General features: G+C 72.5%; 20 protein-coding genes. 6 read left to right on the top strand and 14 right to left on the bottom strand.

What is annotated here, in order from left to right:
* The 9 genes from OG245_RS01295 to OG245_RS01255 all read right to left on the bottom strand — a co-directional run bounded on the left by OG245_RS01295 (position 1) and on the right by OG245_RS01255 (position 8,976).
* Complete coding sequence (locus OG245_RS01295; RefSeq protein WP_371621677.1) at positions 1-1,164, bottom strand: YhfX family PLP-dependent enzyme; 1,164 nt, start codon at positions 1,162-1,164, stop codon at positions 1-3.
* 2 nt (positions 1,165-1,166) lie between these two features.
* On the bottom strand, positions 1,167-2,294 hold the full coding sequence (locus OG245_RS01290) for an aminotransferase class V-fold PLP-dependent enzyme (protein ID WP_371621676.1): 1,128 nt from the start codon (positions 2,292-2,294) through the stop codon (positions 1,167-1,169).
* A 1-nt stretch (position 2,295) separates the two neighbouring features.
* Positions 2,296-3,252, bottom strand: coding sequence for a phosphotriesterase (locus tag OG245_RS01285; RefSeq protein WP_371621675.1), 957 nt, complete (start codon positions 3,250-3,252; stop codon positions 2,296-2,298).
* A gap of 71 nt (positions 3,253-3,323) precedes the next feature.
* Complete coding sequence (locus OG245_RS01280) at positions 3,324-4,658, bottom strand: YhfT family protein (protein WP_371621674.1); 1,335 nt, start codon at positions 4,656-4,658, stop codon at positions 3,324-3,326.
* A 43-nt stretch (positions 4,659-4,701) separates the two neighbouring features.
* The gene (locus OG245_RS01275) at positions 4,702-5,058 is read right to left on the bottom strand and encodes a DUF2620 domain-containing protein (RefSeq protein WP_371621673.1); all 357 of its coding nucleotides are present in this window, start codon (positions 5,056-5,058) and stop codon (positions 4,702-4,704) included.
* Positions 5,059-5,152: 94 nt separating this feature from the next.
* Positions 5,153-5,539, bottom strand: coding sequence for a PRD domain-containing protein (locus OG245_RS01270; RefSeq protein ID WP_371621672.1), 387 nt, complete (start codon positions 5,537-5,539; stop codon positions 5,153-5,155).
* A gap of 92 nt (positions 5,540-5,631) precedes the next feature.
* Positions 5,632-6,570, bottom strand: a complete 939-nt coding sequence (gene yhfZ / locus OG245_RS01265) for a GntR family transcriptional regulator YhfZ (RefSeq protein ID WP_361332533.1) — start codon at positions 6,568-6,570, stop codon at positions 5,632-5,634.
* A gap of 79 nt (positions 6,571-6,649) precedes the next feature.
* Positions 6,650-6,847 carry a hypothetical protein gene (locus OG245_RS01260; RefSeq protein ID WP_371627772.1) on the bottom strand — a complete coding sequence of 66 codons (198 nt, stop codon included), beginning with the start codon at positions 6,845-6,847 and terminating at the stop codon, positions 6,650-6,652.
* A gap of 233 nt (positions 6,848-7,080) precedes the next feature.
* Positions 7,081-8,976, bottom strand: coding sequence for an RICIN domain-containing protein (locus OG245_RS01255; protein WP_371621671.1), 1,896 nt, complete (start codon positions 8,974-8,976; stop codon positions 7,081-7,083).
* 218 nt (positions 8,977-9,194) lie between these two features.
* Here OG245_RS01255 and OG245_RS01250 point away from each other — a divergent pair, with 218 nt between their 5' ends.
* The gene (locus OG245_RS01250) at positions 9,195-9,857 is read left to right on the top strand and encodes a TetR/AcrR family transcriptional regulator (RefSeq protein WP_371621670.1); all 663 of its coding nucleotides are present in this window, start codon (positions 9,195-9,197) and stop codon (positions 9,855-9,857) included.
* 22 nt (positions 9,858-9,879) lie between these two features.
* On the opposite strand, the gene OG245_RS01245 is transcribed toward OG245_RS01250, so the two are convergent.
* Entirely contained in the window at positions 9,880-10,374 is a 495-nt protein-coding gene (locus tag OG245_RS01245) for a hypothetical protein (protein WP_371621669.1), read from the bottom strand.
* A 231-nt stretch (positions 10,375-10,605) separates the two neighbouring features.
* Here OG245_RS01245 and OG245_RS01240 point away from each other — a divergent pair, with 231 nt between their 5' ends.
* Entirely contained in the window at positions 10,606-11,517 is a 912-nt protein-coding gene (locus OG245_RS01240; protein WP_371621668.1) for a LysR family transcriptional regulator, read from the top strand.
* Here OG245_RS01240 and OG245_RS01235 read toward each other — a convergent pair.
* Complete coding sequence (locus OG245_RS01235) at positions 11,506-12,558, bottom strand: MerR family transcriptional regulator (RefSeq protein ID WP_371627771.1); 1,053 nt, start codon at positions 12,556-12,558, stop codon at positions 11,506-11,508. The genes OG245_RS01240 and OG245_RS01235 overlap by 12 nt on opposite strands.
* A 94-nt stretch (positions 12,559-12,652) precedes the next feature.
* Between OG245_RS01235 and OG245_RS01230 the strand changes: the two genes are divergently transcribed.
* Positions 12,653-14,182: an alpha/beta fold hydrolase gene (locus OG245_RS01230; RefSeq protein ID WP_371621667.1), complete on the top strand. Its 1,530-nt coding sequence runs from the start codon at positions 12,653-12,655 to the stop codon at positions 14,180-14,182.
* Positions 14,183-14,222: 40 nt separating this feature from the next.
* On the opposite strand, the gene OG245_RS01225 is transcribed toward OG245_RS01230, so the two are convergent.
* Entirely contained in the window at positions 14,223-14,633 is a 411-nt protein-coding gene (locus OG245_RS01225; RefSeq protein WP_371621666.1) for an Ohr family peroxiredoxin, read from the bottom strand.
* Between the two features lie 113 nt (positions 14,634-14,746).
* Here OG245_RS01225 and OG245_RS01220 point away from each other — a divergent pair, with 113 nt between their 5' ends.
* Positions 14,747-15,235 carry a MarR family winged helix-turn-helix transcriptional regulator gene (locus OG245_RS01220; protein WP_371621665.1) on the top strand — a complete coding sequence of 163 codons (489 nt, stop codon included), beginning with the start codon at positions 14,747-14,749 and terminating at the stop codon, positions 15,233-15,235.
* A gap of 28 nt (positions 15,236-15,263) precedes the next feature.
* On the opposite strand, the gene OG245_RS01215 is transcribed toward OG245_RS01220, so the two are convergent.
* The gene (locus OG245_RS01215) at positions 15,264-15,809 is read right to left on the bottom strand and encodes a TetR/AcrR family transcriptional regulator (RefSeq protein WP_371621664.1); all 546 of its coding nucleotides are present in this window, start codon (positions 15,807-15,809) and stop codon (positions 15,264-15,266) included.
* Between the two features lie 142 nt (positions 15,810-15,951).
* Positions 15,952-17,460, bottom strand: coding sequence for an MFS transporter (locus tag OG245_RS01210; RefSeq protein ID WP_371621663.1), 1,509 nt, complete (start codon positions 17,458-17,460; stop codon positions 15,952-15,954).
* 151 nt (positions 17,461-17,611) lie between these two features.
* Between OG245_RS01210 and OG245_RS01205 the strand changes: the two genes are divergently transcribed.
* Positions 17,612-18,283: a hypothetical protein gene (locus tag OG245_RS01205; RefSeq protein ID WP_371621662.1), complete on the top strand. Its 672-nt coding sequence runs from the start codon at positions 17,612-17,614 to the stop codon at positions 18,281-18,283.
* A 59-nt stretch (positions 18,284-18,342) separates the two neighbouring features.
* Positions 18,343-18,999, top strand: coding sequence for a maleylpyruvate isomerase N-terminal domain-containing protein (locus OG245_RS01200; protein WP_371621661.1), 657 nt, complete (start codon positions 18,343-18,345; stop codon positions 18,997-18,999).
* Positions 19,000-19,007: the final 8 nt, after the last annotated feature.

Genomic DNA, 19,007 nt, shown 5'->3' with positions numbered 1-19,007 from the left:
TTACAGGGCTCGGCCGTGGGCGTCGTAGAGCCCGTTCAGCCGGGGCTTTCCGGAGGCGAGTCCGGAGACGACGGCGACGGTCGAGCGGGTGACGAAGATCTGGGTACGGAAGGCGAGCAGCGCGGTGTCGCCCAGCCGGACGTCCGAGCCGGCCGGGGGCGCGTCGAGCAGCCGGTAGTAGTCGATGTTCTCGGCGGGGGCGTCCCGCACGCCCAGCCGCGTGCCGGTGCGTGGCAGGAGGGCGCCGCGGATGTGGGAGCGCGCGTAGAACCCGCCGCCGAACAGGGCCGGGCGGCCGTCGGCGAGGGTGTGCGCGACCTCGCTGACGTACACGTACGCCGGCTTCTCGGGCTGGGCCGGGTCCAGGGCGTGCAGCGGAGTCGTGCCGGTGAGGGCGTGGCCCGGCTCCCCGTGCGTGGCCCCGCGCTCGGCGAGCAGCGGGAGGGACGCCATCGAGGTGGCGCTGGGCGCGCTCAGCCTCAGATCGAGGTGGCCGCGCGCGGCGAGGAGGTCGCGGGCCTTGAGCGCCAGGTCGAAGGTGGCCGTGGCGGCGGGCTGCCCCGACTCCGGGTCGCAGAGCACGCACGGGAAGGCGGTGACGCCCGCGATCCGGATGCCCCCGAGGGCCTCGGCGGCCTCGGCGAAGGCGTCCAGCCGCTCCAGCGGAACACCACCCTCCTGACCGGGGTAGACGGTGCCTTCGGCCCCTTCGAGCCGGATCAGGACGTCCTGGACGAAGCCCAGCTCCCGGGCCGCGTCCGAGACGGCACGGGCGTTGGCCAGGTCGAAGACCGTGACGTTCTCCGGCCGCCACGCCAGCACGCCGGGCAGGGCCCGCCGGGGGATCTGCACGAGGTGGCCGACGTTGCCCGGCCCGGCCCCGGCCGCGTGCAGGGCCCGGGCCTCGGCCGGGTCGATGGCGGCGGAGCGGGGGATGTGCCGGGCGACGGCCCGGATCAGTTCGGGGTTGCGGCCGATCTGCTTGACGACGAACCACAGGCCGATACCGAGGCGTTCGGCCTCGGCCGCCAGCAGGGCCGCGTTGGCCTCGACGGCGTCGAGGTCCATCACATAGGTGTCGGGCGGGATCTCACCCCGCCGGTGCAGAGCGGCCGCGGCGTCGACGAGCTCCGGGTTGCGGGTGAGCACGGTGTCGAGAAACACGGTCAGTGGCCCTTCGGGTCGGCCATCGCGGCGAGCGAGCGGCGCAGGATGTCGATGACGAGGTCCGCACCGGCCCGCATCGGGTTGACGCGCACGGTCCAGTCGGCCAGCTCCGGGGCGTCGTCCAGGGCCGAACTGGACATCCGGTAGAAGAGCGGCGCGATCTCGTAGCGCGAGTTGGAGCCGACGGGGTACGGCGCGGCGCCGAACCGCGCGGCGACGGAAGGCAGTTCGGCGGCGATGGGCCGGTCGAGGCGGATCAGCAGGCAGCGGTCCTGGGCATTGGCGACGCGGACCTCCGCGACCCCGGCCACCTCGCCGGCCGCGAGCCGTTCGGCGACCTCGGTCCCCACCCGTGACTGCACGGCCCACAGGAGGGGTACGTGGGTGAGGGCGCGCAGCGCGTCCAGCGCCTGGTGGCCCTGGACCTGCCCGCCGCCGGAGTAGTTGTCGCGGCGGACGCCCTCGACCAGGTCCCGGGCGCCCACGACCAGGCCCACGCCCTCGGGCCCGTGGAGTTTGAAGAGCGAGAAGCAGGAGGCGTCGGCGCCCAGTTCGACCCCGGCGGCCGGGGTGCGCATGACGGCGTAGTTGTCGTCCACGATCGTGCGGACCCCGGCCGCCCGGCAGGCGGCGATGACCTCGGCCGGATCGTAGGAGTCGGCCAGCCGCTGCCGGGTGTGCTGGACGTACGCCCACCGGAACCGCCCGGACGCCAGGGCGGCGTCGAGCGCCGCCCGGTCGTTGAAGTCCGCCTCCGTGGTGCGTACGCCGATGCCCCGGAAGGTGACCTCGGTCGTGCGGTAGACCGGGGCCCGGTGGATCAGCAGATCGTCGCCCGCCCGGACGACGGCGTTGAGCGCGACCCGGATCGCCCCGGTGCCCGCGCCCTGTACGAGGGCGGCCTCCTCGGCGCCGAAGAAGTCGGCGAGGACCGCCTCGACGCGGGCGGTGGTGCGGGGCCGCCCGAGGCCGGGGACGACGCCCGCGTCGGCGGAGAACAGCTGATCGCCCTCGAAGTGCGCGGCAGTGGCCTCCAGCAGCCGGAACTGCCGGGCCGCGGCGTCCTCCAGGGCCACCGTGGGCAGCGGAGAGGTCGCGGGGAGCGTGGGCGGGGGTGCGGGGCTCATGTCAGTTCTCCTCCACGGTCGCGCCGGTCAGGAAGCGCACCGGATTGCGGCGGGTCAGCAGGTCGATCAGGTCGTCGTCGGCCCCGGCCGCCCGCAGCCGGGGCAGGAAGCTCGCGAAGAGGTGCCCGTACCCCTGGCCGCCCTCGTCGCGCAGATAGCCGTGGCGGGAGATGTCGCAGCTGAGCAGGGCCCGGTCGGCGTGGCCCGCCTCCAGCAGCGCGAGCAGCAGCCGCAGCCGGGCCCCGTCGCTCCGGTACGCGGTCTTGCCCACGGTGTCGAAGGCGACGTACGCCCCGCTCGCCGCCAGCTCCCGGTGGACGCCGGGGTCGTCCAGGAGGTCCTGGTGCCCGATGCTCACGCGGTGGGCGGGCAGGCCCTCACCGGTGAGCAGCTCCAGCTGGGCGAGGCCGCCCCGGCCGAGCTGGGCGTGGGTGGCGACGGAGAGGCCGGTGGCGAGCGCCGCGCGTGCGGCGGCCCGCAGCACCTTGCCCTCGGCGGCGGTGGGTACGTCGCCGTGGCTGCCGATCTCACCGAGGACGCCGGGCCGGACGCCGCTCCCGTCCACGCCGTCCTCGATCTCCCGGACGAGGACGCCGGTGAGCGCCGCCACGTCCAGGGCGTCGATCTCCGGCGTGTGGAACGGCTCGTAGTACCAGCCGGTCGCGGCGACGACGGCGACACCGGTCTCCCGGGCGATGCGGGACAGCGCGCGGATGTCACGTCCCATGCCCCGGCAGGTCAGCTCGACGACCAGGGCGAGGCCGTACTCGGCGCGCAGTGCGGCGAGTTCGGCGGCCACGGCCGCCGCGTGGCGCTCCGGTCCGAGGACGGCCGCGCCGTCGCCCACCCGGTCCAGATCGAGGACGAGGTGCTCGTGGGCGAGGGCGGGGCCGCGTACCGAAGCGGCCCGGAGCTCTCCGGTGACGGTGCGCAGGGTGTGCGGTGCGGGGTGGTTCATCGTGGGGCCTCCTGCTCCATGTACGGCACGGCCTTCTCCGCGTACGGCACGGCCGGATCCGGGGTCGGACCTCAGCCCTTGACCGGGGTGAACAGGTCGAGCCAGTAGAGGACGTTGAGGAGGACACCGCCGACGATCACGGCCGCCGGGGCCGCGGCCATCCTCACGACGGGCCGGCCCATCGACTCGTTCAGCAGGTAGAGCCCGCCGACGACGAGGATGCCGAGCCCGCCGCCCATGGCGTTGGCGGCCATCAGCGAGCCGAACAGGATCGCGAGCTGGAGGGTGTCCCCGATGGCGCTGCGCAGGTGCTCCGAGGAGTCCCGGACGCTCGGCAGCTTGCCGAGCACCTTGCCGATCCAGGAGAGGGCCAGCACCTCGACGGCGAACACGAGCGCACCGACGACGGCGGCCAGGAAGGGGTTCGGCATGAGGTACCCGATGGGGTACACCAGGGTGAAGCCCGCGATGCCGTACGCGCCGGAGGCCAGCGCGGTCGTGGCGATCAGCGGGATGAAGCCGAAGACCCGGTAGAAGTCGACCTGCGCCGCCTCGGCGTACTGCCCCTTCGCGATCAGGAAGCTGGTCGCCTCGCCGCCGCCGAACACGTGCATCTGGGCGAGGACGCACACGCCCGCGCCCAGCAGCATGAACAGCGGCAGGTACTTCCGCAGCCGGGTCGCGCTGGCGCTGAAGAGGGACGCCATCGGGTCGTCCCCGGTCACCTCCTCCACGACGCCCGCCGCCCGGTCGGCCCGGCGCTGCCGCAGGTCCTTGGAGACGGCGAGGCCGATGAGCATCAGCACGCCCACCGCCATGGCCAGCGCCCCGGCGAACATGTCGGGCCACAGCTTCGTCGTCAGGACGACCAGGGCCAGTTCGAGGACGCCCGCGACGCCGCCCCACCTGCGGCCGAACTGCTTGGTGATGGCGAGCACGGGGAAGAGCGTGAACAGGAACAGGATCGGCGTCGACATCTGCTGCATCGCGGTCAGGAAGTCGACCGGCAGGTCATGGGCGACGTTGTTGGCGCCGTTCAGTCCGAAGACGACCACCGCGCCCCACGCGCCGCCGAGGATCGGGGCGAGCCACTTCTTCGGTGACAGCATCCCGAGGATGTCCGTGGGCAGGAAGAGCAGCCACGGGTTCAGCACACCGGTGGACAGGGCCATCGGCGCGCCGAGCCCGAAGATGAACCCGGCGGAGAGCCCGAAGGAGACGGCCGTCGTCGCGCTGCGGGTGGTGCGCCCCTGGATGAAGTCCAGCAGGAAGGGGCGCACGCCGTCGTTGAAGACGGCCAGCGCCATGTGCGCGATGAACGCCGTGAGCGCGCAGAGGGCTATCACGGTCAGTTGCTGGGCCAGCGAGAAGTCGAGTTCCGCGCCGGCGGCGAGAGTGGTGCTCACGAGTCACTCCTTGGTGCCCGGGACGATGAGGAGGAGGCTGCGATCAGCCGCGGGCCGCGATGGCGCGGGCCATCAGCGGGGCGATGACGTCGATCTGGTCCATCGAGAAGCCGAAGGCCTTCTTGCCGTCGGCGAGCAGGGCGGTGATCGTCTCCTCGGTGGGGACGCTCCGGCCGAAGGTGTGGCAGGAGGCGCTGCCCAGGAGCCCCACGAGCACGCCCAGCGACGCGCCGGCGCCGGTGTGGCAGGTGCCCAGGTAGTAGTCGGCCTGGCCGGCCCGCAGCTTCATCGCGGCGTCCATGTCGCTGGAGGGGACGACGTCGAGGGAGTCGATGCCGAGGCTGCCGATGGCCTGGGTGACCTCGACCTTGCCGACTCCACCGGTGAGGATCTTCGTCATGGCTGTTCTGCTTTCTGCGTGTTCCTGCGGGGCGTACGGGGAGATGGGGCGTACGGAGAGAGCGCGTACGAGGAGACGGGGGCGCGGGGAGGGGTCAGGGCGTGGAGGCGGGCGGCGACTGCCGCGCCAGTACGGCCAGGTGCATGCCGAGGAAGTTGATCTCGGATCGCGGGAGAGCGGCCCCCAGCTCCCGCTCGGCCCGTGCGGCGACCTCGCGGGCGCGGGCGACCGCTTCCGGATGGTCCGCCAGTTCGGCGGCGACCTGGTCGTCGGTGAGGAACTGCTCGATCGGCTCACCGTTCAGCAGACGGCCGATGGCCATCATCAGATGGCTGGTCAGCATGCCCGCCGTCGCCTCGGTGACGAGATGCCCCTCGGCTTCCAGGGCGGCGAGTTCCGCGGCGACGAAGTCGGCCACCCCGGGTTTGACCTGACCGCCTTCGCGGAACAGCTGGATCCGCAGTGCGAGCTGGTCGTCCATGACGTTCCTCCTCAATAAACAATAACCAGGATTCTGTATTTTCAGGCTGTGCGACGCTCCGGACCTCCGTGCCGCGGCGGCCGGGCGGCGGGTCAGTACGAGGGGACGCGTTCCCCCCGCAGCACCTCACTCTGCAGCCGCGTCACCGTCGACAGGTCGAGCGACTCGCGGACCGCGGCGAGCGCCTTCGCTCCCTCGGTCCGCCCGATCACGGCGGCGGTGGAGTTGCGCAGCGCCAGCTCCCGGGTGACCTCGTCGCCGAGCGGCACCACGTCGACGCCGAGCCCGAGCCGGTCCTGCGCCTCGTCGAGGTTCCAGACGGTCGCGTCCACCTCGTTCCGTGCGAACAGGTCGTGCAGCTGCATGTAGGAGGCCTCCCGCCACTCGATGTCCTCCCGGCCGGCGAACACCCGCTCCACGAGCATGCGCAGATCCTCCGAGGCGTGGTCGATCGCCACCCGGAGCCCCGGCGCCGCCAGGTCCGCCCCGTGCCGTACGAGCATGCCGTGCGCGCCGACGTAGGTGGCGGGGCCGAGGTCGGCCACCAGCTCCACCGGATGCTCGGCGATCAGCTGGTCGGCGGCGAAGCGCGACAGCACCACCAGGTCGACCTTTCCCTCCAGCAGGGCGGCCGTGCGGGCCCCGGCGCCCCGCATGAAGGTGATCGCGAACGGTGCGCCCGCCTCCTCGAAGGCGCTGCGCAGTCCGGTCGCGAGCCCCTCGTACCTGCGGGAGTAGGGGAGCGGCATGGCCGCGAGCAGGGTGCCGAGGCCGGACAGCCGCCACAGGACGGTGCGGTCGGAGCGGACCAGGAAGGTCCCCAGGTGGCCGCGGGCGGTCGTGGAGATCGCCCCGGCCTCCTCCAGTAGCTGGAGGGCAGCCTGGACGGTTCCGTTCCCGCAGCCCAGCTCCTCGGCGAAGTCCCGCACGCGGGGCAGCCGGGTGTCCGGCTCGTGGTGCAGGAGCAGGACGGCCAGCTGCCGGGCGGCGAGGCCGTTGCGCGTGAGGAGGCGGTCGTCGAGGTCGTTCACGAATCAAACAGTAAACAGGATTCTGGATACTGACAAGGCCCGTGCCGCCGGGCCCGCGTACGGCGGCCCCGAGCCGTTCTCAGTCCGGCAGGGGGACGCGGATCACGGGGTCGAACGGGTGCTTGTTGAAACCGCTGCGGAGATTGCGGCAGCTCGGCGCCTGGCACATGAAGAACTCGTCGACGCTCCGGCGGCCCGTCCGGCCGCGGAGCCAGGTCTTCTCGTCGGCGGTGAGGGAACGGTGCTGCTCATCGGAATCGCACGTGTGGCAGTACATGGCGCGGGCGGCCGGCACGGGACCTCCTGAAGCGGGCGAACTGGCAGAAGGTGAAGCATATGGGGGCGCGTCGGGCGCAAGCGGCGTGCGGCGCGCCCGATCCTGTCGGTGTCGGTGTCGGTGTCGGTGTCGGTGTCGGTGTCGGGAGTGCGCCGCTGTGTGTTCGTCGCCGAGGAACCGCATCGCGGCGGCCCTCCCCGTCCGGAGAGCCGCCGCGGTCCTGGTCGTCCGCGTCAGCGGGTCAGGGTGAACGCCTGGGCCGGGGAGCCGGAGCAGGACTGCTGGGACAGCCTGGCCCCATCGGCCGTCGAGGAGTTGTCGACCCCGAGGCACTTGCCGCTGTGGCGGGCGACGAAGCGGTACTGCCCGCCGCCCAGTGCCTCCGGCCGCCACTGCTGATTGAGGCCGCCCTCGTAGGACCACAGATGGACCCTGGTGCCGTCGGCGGTGGCCCCGGAACCGCCGTCGACGTCCCAGACCTTCGCGTTGTGCCGGTTCACCACCTGGTAGCGGCCGCCGTCGGTCGGCCGGAACTGCCAGCTCTGGTTGGCCCCGGTCCCGCAGGCCCACTGCTGGGGCGCGGTGCCGTTGGCCGTACCCCAGTCGGCCGCGTCGAGGCAGGCCCCGCTGCCGGCGTTCCGCACCTGATACCACGCGGCGGGGTCGATGGAGCCCGCGGGCGGCTCCGTCGTACCGCCGCTCCCGTCCCAGGCGAAGGTGGCGACGGCCCCGGCGGGCAGGGTGTACGCGAGCGACTTGCCGTTGTCGGTCAGCGAGAACCGCTGCGCTCCGGAACCGGTGTTGACGACCACGGCCGCGCGGCTGCCGTCGCTGTTCTGGAAGGCGACGTTCTGTACCCCGCCGGCGCCCTGGCTGGTCGAGCCGATCCGCGTCGCGCCCGCCTCGACGAACTTGGAGACATGGCCGAGGACGTAGAACTCGGCGTTGCGGGTGACCCGGCCTCCGTCGATCTCCACGACGCCGTTGCAGCGGTTGGTGCAGTGACCCTGGTGGGGGCCGCCGTCCCGGTCGAGGGCGAGGTTCCAGTTGATGACCGTCTCTCCGCCGTTGCGCATGTTCCGCACCACGAGGTTCTCGGCGTGCCACGTGAGCGTGTCGCCGAACGTCGTCGCCGGGTTCGCGCTGTCGGTGCCGGAGCACTCCGTGAAGAAGACCCGCTTCCCGGCGTCCGCGATCTGCTTCTGGGCCGCGGGTGCTCCGCCGTAGCAGTGGAACGCGGCGCCGATGATCCGCTGGATGCCGCCCGTCCGTGCGAAGACGTCGAGCGGATAGTTCGGATGGTCCCAGTTGTGGTCGTACGCCAGGATGTTGGTCGGCAGGTTCGCCGCGGTGAGCGCCCCGTCCAGGACCCGCAGGAAGTCGGCCTGTTGGGTCGGGGTCATGCTCATGGACGGGTAACTGGTCGCGAATTCCGGCTCGTTCTGCGCCGTGAGGTCGGTGAGGGCGATGCCCTCCTGGCCGTACGCCCTGATCGCCTTGACCAGGTAGTCGGCGTACGCCAGATAGTGCTCGGGCCGCAGACTTCCGCCGTTGAGCGAGTTGTTGGTCTTCATCCAGGCCGGCGGCGACCAGGGCGAGCCCATGAACCGGATGGCCGGGTTGATGGCGGTGGCCTGCTTCAGGACCGGGACGATCTGGCTCCGGTCCCGGCCGATGGAGAAGGCTCCCCGGGTGTCCTCGTACGTGTACGCGTCGGCGTTCGCGTCGAAATCGGTGCTTCCCAGCGGCTGGCGCAGGTAGTTGAGCCCGATGCCGTCGCCCTCCGTGGAGAAGAGCGACCGCAACACCGTGGTGCGCTGAGCCTGGGGGAGGCTCTGGAGGAGATGGGCGGACGCGCCCGTCACCGAGGCCCCCGCGCCGGTGAACCTCTGGCCCTTGTCCGCGGCGTCGATACGGATGTCGACCGCCTGCGGGGTCCCGGTGAAGGGGACGGTTCCGTCCGGGCTGAGCTTCTTGGAGCCGTCCGGAGTGGTGACCCACACCTGTGCGGCCGGGTCGGCCGCCCGGGCGGTTCCAGCGGCGCCGTGGACGCCGAGTGCGGCCACGGCGAGGGCCAGCGCGGCGACTGCCGCGCGCGCTCCGGAACGCGGGCGAGTGGAGGTTGGCATGGTTGCGGCTCTCCTCGGGTTCGTACCTGCTGACAGGTTGCACCCCGGCCGACGGAGGGCGCGGCGGACGCCTCGCTCCGGGCGTGCCGGTGACAAGAGGGCGGGACAACGGCATGAAAGCACACCCACTAAGTGGTTAGTAAGTGCTCTGCTCCGGTGTTCTCCCCCTCGGGCCCGGAAGATCTTCACCGGGGCTCCGGCAGGCTTAAGGTGAACCGGTGAGCAACCAGTCAGTGAGCAGGCCGGCGCGCGGTCCGGCCAAGCCCCGTACACCGCGCAGCCCGGAAGCCCGGCAGCGGCAGCAGGACATCCTGGCCATCGCCATGGACGCCTTCGCCGCCCGTGGTTACAACAACGCCTCGCTCGCCGAGATCGCGGACCGGGTCGGTCTCACGCAGGCGGGGGTGCTGCACTACTTCCGCTCCAAGGCCCTTCTGCTCACGAGCGTGCTCGAACTGCGGGACCAGCGGGACATCGAGCACCTGGGTCCCGACCGCCCTCAGGGGCTGGACTTCCTGCGCCACCTGGTGGACACCGCACTGCGCAACGCGGAGCGCGAGGGCATCGTCCGGCTGTACGCGGTGCTCTCGGCGGAGTCCGTCACCGACGACCACCCCGCCCAGGACTACTTCCGCGACCGTTACCACGGGCTGCGCGCCTTCGTCGCCGACGCGCTGCGCGAGGCCTGCGCACCGCCCGCCGGCCGGGCGGACCTGACCGACAACGCGGCCAACGCCATCATCGCGGTCATGGACGGTCTGCAGGTCCAGTGGCTCCTGTCGCCGGAATCCGTGGACATGGCGGCGTCGACCGATCTCGTGGTCACCTCACTGCTGGCGACGCTCGACCCCGAGCGCTTCGGGCCGCACGCCGCCGGCTGAGCGCCGCGACCGGGCCGGTCGCCTACTCCAGTCCGTTGCGCGCGGCGAGACTCAACAGGACGCCGATCAGGGCGGGTTCGAGGCCCAGCGCCGTGAAGGTCAGGGGTGGCCCACCGCGCCTCCCGACCTCGACACGGTGGGATGCCATGAGGAGCGAGGCGCTGCTCGTCCGGCGCAGACCGGTCACTTCCCGCCAGGCCACCGCGTCCCGCACTCCGCCGAGCGGGCCGGTGACGGCGATGCCTCCCTGGTGCAGCCGGCACCGGTTGCCGCCGTACCGCGCGGTGACGAGGCGCCACACCAGCCGCAGTCCGAACAGGACGAGCACCACGGTCGCGGCCACGGCTCCCTTGAGCAGCGCGGAGTTCGGCCTGATCCACACCAGCGCGACGATCAGGACGACCACCAGCAGGGTGACGGTCCGCACCGCGAACTGGGCGAGTGCGCCCACGATCCCCACGGCGTGGTACGTGCCGATCCGCTGCCCCAACTCAGGTCCGCTCCGGGTCTGCCGCACGATGAACCGCCTTCTCGGGATCGAAGCCACCGGGCCCGCGCGTTCTCGGCCGAGCGAGCGGCGGGTCCCGGACGGCCGCGCGACCGTCCCTCGGCGCCACCGCGGACCCGACGCTATGGGGGCCCGAGACATGACACCAGCGACCGAATCGCATCGGACCCATGCGCGACCGGAATGCGATCGGGGAGAATGCCGGTGTCCGGGCGACGTGCGCGGCGGCAGGGGGAAGACATGTGGGAGAACGAATCGCTCCGGTTGCTCGTCACCGTGGCCGGGACCGGATCGTTCACGCGGGCGGCGGCCCGGCTCGACTACACGCAGTCCGCGGTGTCCCGTCGGATCGCCGCGCTGGAGAAGCGGGCGGGCGGACCGCTGTTCGTACGCCTCCCGCGAGGTGTACGGCTCACTCCCGCCGGGCGGGTGCTGCACCGGCACGCAGTGGACGTGCTCGACCGCCTGGCCCGGGCCGAGCGGGACCTCGCCGTGCTGCACGCCGGAGACGGCGGCCCGCTGCACACGGGTGCGTTCGCCACCGCGAGCATCGCCCTCCTGCCGACCGCGCTGCGAGCCCTCAAGGACGCCCGACCGGGGATCGAGGTGGTGGCGGCCGAAGGCCCGACCGGCACGCTGATGCGGCAACTCGCCGACGGCACGCTGGACCTTGCCGTCGTGAGCGACTACCCCTACGGCCTGCCCTCCGCCGAGGGGATCACGACCACCGTGCTGTGCGAGGACGAACTGCTCGTCGCCCTCCCGCGCCGCCATCCCCTGGCCGGGGCCGAAGCCGTCGACCTGTACGAACTCCGCGACGAGACCTGGATCCAGAGCGCGTACGGCGACCGCCCCACGATGCTGGCCGACGCCTGCGCCCGAGCGGGCTTCACCCCGCAGAGCGTCATGCGGATCGGCGGATGGGCGGGCAAGTTCGGCTACGCGGTCGCCGGCCTCGGCGTGGCCCTGGTCCCCTCGCTGGCGGCGCCGGCGGTCCCCGGCGGACTCGTGCTGCGCCCCCTCACCGACCCCGCCCTGCGCCGGACCGTGCACGTGGCGCTGCCCGACACGCCGCTCGCGGCGGCTCTGGTCCTGCGGGAGTTCCTGCACACGGCGGTCGCGGAGCGCGAACCGTCCCGCTCACCGGGGTGACACGGCCCGCGCACCGCCCGGCGCCTCCGATCCGGGCGAGGGCGCCTCGGAAGCGGCCCCCTCCCGCACGTCGACGCCGTCCACCGCCTCCAACTGCGCTTGCAGGGAGGCGAGGAGCCAGTCGTGCGCGGAGCCCGGAGTCGGCTCGGGCCGGCCGCCGGGGGCGCTGATCACCTCGGCCGTCAGCTCCCAGTAGCGGTCGATGCGCGGATCGTCCGCGAGCCGTCCGGCCAGCACATGGCGGAAGGCGGCCGTGTCGGAGGTGCCGTACGTGCTCGCGTACGCGTCCACGAACCCGTCCAGCGCCTCCCCGGGGCCCGGTTCCGCATCGCGGCGCAGCTCCCCGCCCGCCAGGTCGTACGCCTCGGCGAGACCCGCGTACAGCACGGCCGACGCGCGGGCTCCCGCGACGCCGTGCGCCCGCGGCTGGTAGCGGCCGCCCCCGCCGTCGCAGGGACGGGTCACGTAGGCGTGCAGCCGTGCGAAGGCGAGGACCTGGGCCGGCCGCGGGTCGTCGGGCAGATCCGGCACCGCCGCCTCCAGGAACGCCGTGACCGACCGGGCGGGCATACGGGCCGGCAGCCACGCGCGCCAGAAGCGGGCCAGCGAGGCGGTGCTCGGCGGGGCGGCGACCGCACCGACCAGCCGCAGCCGGGCGGGCCGTTCGGCCGGCGGGCTCTCCTGCACCAGCCTGAGCGCGGCCTCCCGCCAGCGCAGCGCGGCGAGTTCGGAGCCCAGGGCGCGCAGCCGGCCGGCCACGGCATCCTCCAACGCACCGCCCTCCCCGGCCCCGGCGTCCCGCGCGTCCTGCTCGTCGAGGATGCGCCGCACCTCGGCAACCGGCAGGTCGAGGCCGCGCAGGGCGCGGATCATCCGCAGCCGCTCCACGGCCTCCGGGGCGTATCTGCGGTGTCCGCCGGCACTGCGGGACGCCTCCGGGAGCAGCCCTCGGTCCGAATAGAAGCGGACGGTCCTGACGCTCACACCCGTGTGCCCGGCCAGTTCGCCGATGGTGCACAGACCGTCGTACGACGAGAACACTTGAACCTCCACCAGGGGGAGTTCCTACGGTATCGGCGAGCGCTGCCGGGAGATCGGGCCGGTGCGCGGGAGACAACCGTGACGAGGAGGAGCCATGACCGTATTCATCCTGGTGGCCGGGGCGTTCACCGGACCGCACGTGTGGCGGGAGACCGCCGCCCTGCTGACCGCGGACGGCGCCGAGGTGCGAACCGTGGCGCTCACCGCGCTCGGCGGACGCCCCGGAGGTCCCGGCGAGGCCGTCGACCTGGAGACCCATGTCGCGGACGTGCTCGCGGTGATCGACGCGGTGGTCGCGGAGCCCGGCCGGGAGATCGTGCTCGTCGGCCACGACTACGGCATCCACCCGGTGCTCGGCGCGGCCGACCGGAGGACCGGGGCGATCGCCCGGATCGTCTACCTGGACGCCGGCATGCCGCGTGACGGAGCACCCGCCCTGGCCGCCGTGCCCGACCCAGGGGTGCGCGAGGAGGTGATGGAGCTCGCCGCCGGAAGCGGTGTGAGAGGCGCCGGCGGCGAGCTTCCGCCCCCGGCCCGGGACGCGTGGTCCCGGTGGGGGAGCACCGCGGGGCTCTCCGCGGCGACGCTCGACGGGCTCACCGCTCTCGCGGCGCCGCAGCCGCTGGGCACGCTGCTCCAACCGCTGCGGCTCACCGGAGCCGTGGCCGACGTGCCCGTGACCGGGGTGCTGTGCACCGGCAACGGGCCGGGTGTCGAGATGCTCCAGATCATGGTGGACGTCGGCGATCCGGCCCTCCGGTCCCTGGCCGAGGCCCGGGTGCCCTTCCTCGAACTGCCTACCGGCCACTGGCCGATGCTGTCCTGCCCCGCAGCGCTGGCCGAGACCCTGATCGAGGCTGCGTCCGGCGGAGGGCGCCGACTGGCCCCCGCCGACGACTTCCGTACCCCCGCCCATCTACGGCCGTTCCTCCTCGACGTGCCCGAAAGGCCCCGCGAGCGGACCGGCAACACCGACCTGTACCTGCCGGACGGTCCGGGCCCGCACCCGGCCGTGGTGTTCGTGCACGGCGGACCGGTGCCCGCCGCGGCGCGGCCCACGCCCCGGGACTGGCCGGCCCTGACGGGATACGCGCGCCGTGTCGCGGGGCACGGGGCCGTGGGCGTGGTGCTGGACCACCGCCTGCACGCCGTCACCGACTACGAGGTGGCCGCCGCGGACGTGGCCGACGCGGTGGAGCGGGTGCGCGCCGATCCACGGGTGGACGCGGACCGGATCGCCCTGTGGTTCTTCTCGGGCGGGGGACCGCTCGCGGCGGACTGGCTGACGGACCCGCCGCGGTGGCTGCGCTGCGTGGCAGCGAACTACCCGATCCTGTCGCCGCTGCCGAGTTGGGGGCTGGGCGCCACCCGGTTCCACCCGGTCCGGGCGGTCTCCCGGGCCGGTCGGCTGCCCGTCGTGCTGGTGCGGGCGGAACGCGAGAACGCCGAGATCGCCGCGACCGTCGAGGAGTTCCTCACCGAGGCCGCCCGCTGCGGAGCGAACGTCGAGGTCGTCGACGTACCGGAGGGACGCCACGGCTTCGAGACCCTCGATCCGACCGACGGGGCGCGCGAGGCCGTGCACCGAGCGGTGGCCGCGGTGCTGGCCCGCTTGAAGGGGTGACGACCGGAGCGGAGGAGGGGGTGGCCCGGGGGCGTGTCGACTACTCGACGACCAGCTCGACGTCGATGTTTCCCCGGGTGGCCTTGGAGTACGGGCAGTAGGCGTGGGTGGCCTCGACCAGCGTGCGCCCGGCCTCGCCCGCGAGGGTGTCCGGGAGCTCCACGCGCATGACCACCGAGAGCCCGAAGCCGTCACCGTCCTTGCCGATGGAGACCTCGGCGGTCACGGAGGCGTCCTTGGTGTCGACCTTCATCTCGCGACCGACCGCGGCCATCGCGCTGGCGAAACAGGCGGCGTAGCCGGCGGCGAAGAGCTGCTCGGGGTTGGTGCCCCGGCCGTTGCCGCCGAGAGCCGGGGGCATGGCGAGGGGGAGGTCGATCTGACCGTCCGAACTCACGGCACGGCCCTCGCGGCCGTTGGCGGTGGCGGCGGCGGTGTACAACGCGTCCATGGGTGATCCTCCACTGGGGCCCCGACCCGGATGGTCGCGGCGACAGGAGAAAAGATTGCACACAACTGAGTTGTGCACAACTCAATGGCGTGGTCGGCGGTACGCTGGTTCTCATGACCACTGCCCCGGGCGCCTCGCCCGATCTCTCCGGCGTCCCCGACGCGGAGCTGCTGCGACTGGACCACCAGGTCTGCTTCTCGCTGCATGCCGCGTCGCGCGCGTTCGGCGGCTTCTACCGGCAGGCTCTCAAGGACCTGGGCCTCACCTACTCGCAGTACCTGGTCATGCTGGTCCTGTGGGAGCACGGACCCCAGCCGGTCAAGGACATCGGGGAGCGCCTCCGTCTGGACTCCGGGACCCTCTCGCCGCTGCTGAAGCGGCTGGAGGCGGCCGGACTGGTCCGGCGTGACCGCAGCCGCGAGGACGAGCGCTCCGTCCTGATCGACCTGACCGACGAGGGCGCGCGACTGCGTGAGCTCGCACTGTCCGTTCCCCGTGGCGTGCTGGGCGCCACCGGTCTCTCCCTGGACGAGGTTCTCGGCCTGCAGGAAGTCCTGGGCCGCCTCACCGCCGCGCTGGGCGAGGCTGCCGACGCCTACTGAGCCGGCCGGGGGCCTGCGGGACCGGCGATCAGCTGTCGCGGTGGGTCAGGGCGTCGGCTATGCGGTCGGCGACGGCCCGTCGCATGTCGGGGTCCAGTCGCTCCGTGCTCAGGGATTCGTAGAGCCACAGGCCGTCGGCCGCGAGGCGGACGATGAACCGGTCGAGCGCGGCCGGATCGTCGGCCGCCGAAGCCGGGGACGGCGCCCACCGTTCCGTCACGGCTTCCCATACGGCCGCGTGCGCGGTGTTCGTCGAGCCTTCGAGCATCAGCAGGAGCTCTGCCCGCGTGGCGCTCTGGATGGCGACCCGGGTGTAGGCGGCGAGCCGTTCCCCCCGAGTGGCCTCGGCCGCGGGCTTTCCGGCCGCCGCGACCAGGTCGGCCTCCCACCGGTCGGCCAGATGCTGGTGGATCGCCTGGACGAGGTCGTCGCGCGAGGCGAAGTGGTAGAGGAGGCCGCCCTTCGTCAGTCCCGCCTCCGCGGCGACGGAGTCGAAGGTGACGCTCTTGACGCCTTCGCGCTGCACGACACGGGTGGCCGCTTCGAGGATCTGGGTCCGTTTGCTGGTGCGCATGAGCTGCTCCCGTGCCGTCGGGTCGGTGGTGTGCGGGACTCGGTGGTGTCCGGAGACGGGTGGGTGCCCGGAGACCGATGGTGTACGAAGGCCGCTGGGGTGCGAAGCCCAGTAGCGCACGAAGCTCAGTGGTGCACGAAACTCAGTGGTGCGCGGGGCCGGACAGTGCCGAGCCGGGGCCGCGGCGTCGCAGCAGGGCACCGGTCGCGAGGGCGCCGACGGCGAGCACGGCGGCGACCACGATCATCACGGCGAGGTACGCGCCGTCGAAGGCCTCGGACGCCGCGGTGACCAGCGCGCTGTTGGTCTCCGCCCCTTCCCCGGCCAGGGCGAGCGCGCTGTCGAGGCTGTCGCGCGCCCGCTCGGGCACCCCGGCGGGGAGGTCGATGGTCGCGGAGTACACGGCGGTCAGCAGGCTGCCGAGGAGGGCGACCGCCACCAGGCTGCCGAACTCGTAGGAGACCTCCTCGACGGATGAGGCCATGCCCGCCCTGCGGGCCGGGACGTTGCCCATGATCGCGCTGGACGCGACGGACATGGCCGCGCCGAGTCCGCTGCCGGTGATGATCAGCCCGGTGATGAGGAGACCCATGCTGGTGGCGAAGTTCATGAGCACCAGCACGGTGCCGACGGCCCCCAGGGCCAGGCCCCCGGTGATGAGGGGCAGCAGGCCGACCCGGTGGAGGATCGCGCCTCCGAGCATCGCCGTGGGGAACGCGCCCAGGGCGACGGCCGCGACGAGGAACCCGGCCCGCAGCGGGGTGAAGCCCTCCACGAGCTGGAAGCGCTGGGTGGTGACGAGCTGCACGCCGGCGATGGCGAACAGGGCGAATCCGGCGGCCAGCACCCCTGCGAGGAAGGCGCGGTTGCGGAAGATCGCGAAGTCCAGCAGGGGGTAGGGCAGGCGGCGCTGGCGTCGGGCGAAAGCCCACCCGCCGATCGCGGCGGCGAGGACGGCGGTGGCGATGACGGCCGGAGCGGGGCCGGCCTTCGCCGTCTCCTTGATCGCGATGACGAGGCCGACCAGGGCGACGAGCGCCAGGAGTGAGGAGAGCAGGTCCCAGCGCTTGGACGGGTCCGGGGTGTCTCGCGGGGCGACGAACAGCGTGGCCACGACCGCCACGAGGACGACCGGGATGTTGATGATGAAGACCGATCCCCACCAGAAGTGCTGCAGCAGGATTCCGCTGATGATCGGACCCAGCGCGCTGCCCACGACCGCCATGGTGCCCCAGACCGCGATGGCCATGTTGCGCTCGCGCTCGTCGTCGAAGGTGACGCGGATCAGGGCGAGCGTGGCGGGCATCATCGCGGCCGCACCTACGGCGAGGAAGGCCCGCGCGGCGATCAGTGCCTCCGGGCTGGTGGAGAAGGCGGCGAAGAGCGAGGCGGCTCCGAAGACCACGAGGCCGATCAGGAACATCCGCCGGTGCCCCACCCGGTCGCCGAGCGTGCCGCTGCCCAACAGCAGGCCGGCCATCACGACCGGGTAGGCGTTGATGATCCAGAGCCCCTCGGAGCTGCTCGCGCCGAGATCCTCCACGAGCGTCGGCAGCGCCGCGTACAGGATGGAGTTGTCCAGCGTGATCAACAGGAGTCCCGCGCTCACCACGGCCAGGAGCAGCCACCGCCGCTTCGTGCTGATGATCATTCCTGGTGAGCCTCACTGCGAGAGCCGATCCGACGCCGTAACTGTACCTTATGGAAGGTACAGTTACGGCTCGCTTGACAAGTAATGCTGTCGATTGACCGAAGTGACATATGTTCTTGCCTGTCAATCTCGCGACAGTTAAAGTTGTCGCATGGATGATGTGAAGGCGATCCCGACCCCTGACCGGAGCGATGAGAACTTCTGGGCCACGGTCCTGACCTCGGTGGATCCCGCCTGGAACGAGCCGTGCGACGACGACGCGTTCGCCATGGACGAGCAGGTGCTCGCCGCGGCCCGTTCGCTGGCAGAGCGGATCTCGACGCGTGCGCAGGCCTACCGCGCGGCAGGCAAGCCCTTCGACGCGGCCCTCATGCCCGCGCCCGACGTTCAGCTGGCGATGCTGCGGTCGCTCTACGAAGCCAAGCGGTCCGTCGACCGGCTCGCCGAGAGCGCGGCCACCGTCGCCGGACGCGGAGGGTCCAGCTATGCGCAGCTCGGCGCGGCCTGGGGCGGCATCAAGCGCCAGTCGGCGCGCCTCAAGTGGCCGCACGCGGTGCCCAAGAAGTCCGCCAGCGAGTCCATTCCGCTCCATTACGCGGGCGGCGACGCCGTCATTCACCACGATCCGGGCGCCGACGCCTGGTGGTACACCGCCACGGCCGCGGACCTGAGCGAGGACGAGTCGGAGGCCGTCCACGGCACGCCCGCCGAGGCCATCGCACGGGCGACCGAGTTCCTGCTGTCGCACGACCGGCCCGGGCGACGCGGGAACGGGCGACACGAGAGCGAGGGACACGAGGACGGGCGACACGGAAGCGCCTGACGGCGGTCAGCGGACACCGTCCAACTCGCTCGCGCCCGGACCGCACTACCGTTATCGGCGTGGATCTCTTCTCACGCTCGTGGACAGCGCTGCGCACGACGGTCGCCGGACTTCCCGCGGAGGACTTCGAACGGCCATCCGGCTGCGCGGGCTGGCTCGTTCGGGATCTGGTGTGCCACCTGATCATCGACGCACAGGACGTCCTGATCACCCTGGTGACGCCCGCGGAGACGGAGCCGACCCGTGACGCGCTGACCTACTGGACCGTGTCCGGCACACCGCCCCCGGGTGACGACCGGCTCGACGCCCTGACCGTGCGGCTGGCCGCCGCCTACGAGGACCCGGGCCTGCTCACGTTCCACCTCGACGACGTGGGCTCCGCCGCGGGCCGCGCCGCCCGGCTCGCCGATCCCGGCCTCCGGGTCGGCACCTGCGGCGAGGTCCTCACCGCGGGCGACTTCCTCTCCGTGTACGTACTGGAGTGGACGCTGCACCACCTCGACCTGGTCAGCCACCTCCCGGACGCGGCAGGACCGCCCCCGGAGGGGCTCGCCCGGTCGAGGGAGATGGTCGAGGGGATCTGCGGGACCGCGTTCCCCGCGTCGTTCTCCGACGAGGACGTACTGCTGGTCGCCACCGGGCGCCGGGCCCCGACCGAGGCCGAGACGCGCGAACTGGGCGACCTGGCAGCCGCTCTCCCGTTCGTCCTCGGTTAGCGCCGCGA

The sequence above is a fragment of the Streptomyces sp. NBC_01116 genome (assembly GCF_041435495.1).
GTDB lineage: Bacteria > Actinomycetota > Actinomycetes > Streptomycetales > Streptomycetaceae > Streptomyces.
This window is presented reverse-complemented; position numbering and strand designations above follow the sequence as displayed.

Excerpts from the sequence above, each read along its gene's own strand:
- OG245_RS01290 (WP_371621676.1), bottom strand. The coding sequence starts at position 2,294 with ATGAGCCCCGCACCCCCGCCCACGCTCCCCGCGACCTCTCCGCTGCCC.
- OG245_RS01285 (WP_371621675.1), bottom strand. The coding sequence starts at position 3,252 with ATGAACCACCCCGCACCGCACACCCTGCGCACCGTCACCGGAGAGCTC.
- OG245_RS01275 (WP_371621673.1), bottom strand. The coding sequence starts at position 5,058 with ATGACGAAGATCCTCACCGGTGGAGTCGGCAAGGTCGAGGTCACCCAG.
- OG245_RS01270 (WP_371621672.1), bottom strand. The coding sequence starts at position 5,539 with ATGGACGACCAGCTCGCACTGCGGATCCAGCTGTTCCGCGAAGGCGGT.
- OG245_RS01260 (WP_371627772.1), bottom strand. The coding sequence starts at position 6,847 with ATGTACTGCCACACGTGCGATTCCGATGAGCAGCACCGTTCCCTCACC.
- OG245_RS01255 (WP_371621671.1), bottom strand. The coding sequence starts at position 8,976 with ATGCCAACCTCCACTCGCCCGCGTTCCGGAGCGCGCGCGGCAGTCGCC.
- OG245_RS01240 (WP_371621668.1), top strand. The coding sequence starts at position 10,606 with ATGTGGGAGAACGAATCGCTCCGGTTGCTCGTCACCGTGGCCGGGACC.
- OG245_RS01230 (WP_371621667.1), top strand. The coding sequence starts at position 12,653 with ATGACCGTATTCATCCTGGTGGCCGGGGCGTTCACCGGACCGCACGTG.
- OG245_RS01225 (WP_371621666.1), bottom strand. The coding sequence starts at position 14,633 with ATGGACGCGTTGTACACCGCCGCCGCCACCGCCAACGGCCGCGAGGGC.
- OG245_RS01220 (WP_371621665.1), top strand. The coding sequence starts at position 14,747 with ATGACCACTGCCCCGGGCGCCTCGCCCGATCTCTCCGGCGTCCCCGAC.
- OG245_RS01215 (WP_371621664.1), bottom strand. The coding sequence starts at position 15,809 with ATGCGCACCAGCAAACGGACCCAGATCCTCGAAGCGGCCACCCGTGTC.
- OG245_RS01210 (WP_371621663.1), bottom strand. The coding sequence starts at position 17,460 with ATGATCATCAGCACGAAGCGGCGGTGGCTGCTCCTGGCCGTGGTGAGC.
- OG245_RS01205 (WP_371621662.1), top strand. The coding sequence starts at position 17,612 with ATGGATGATGTGAAGGCGATCCCGACCCCTGACCGGAGCGATGAGAAC.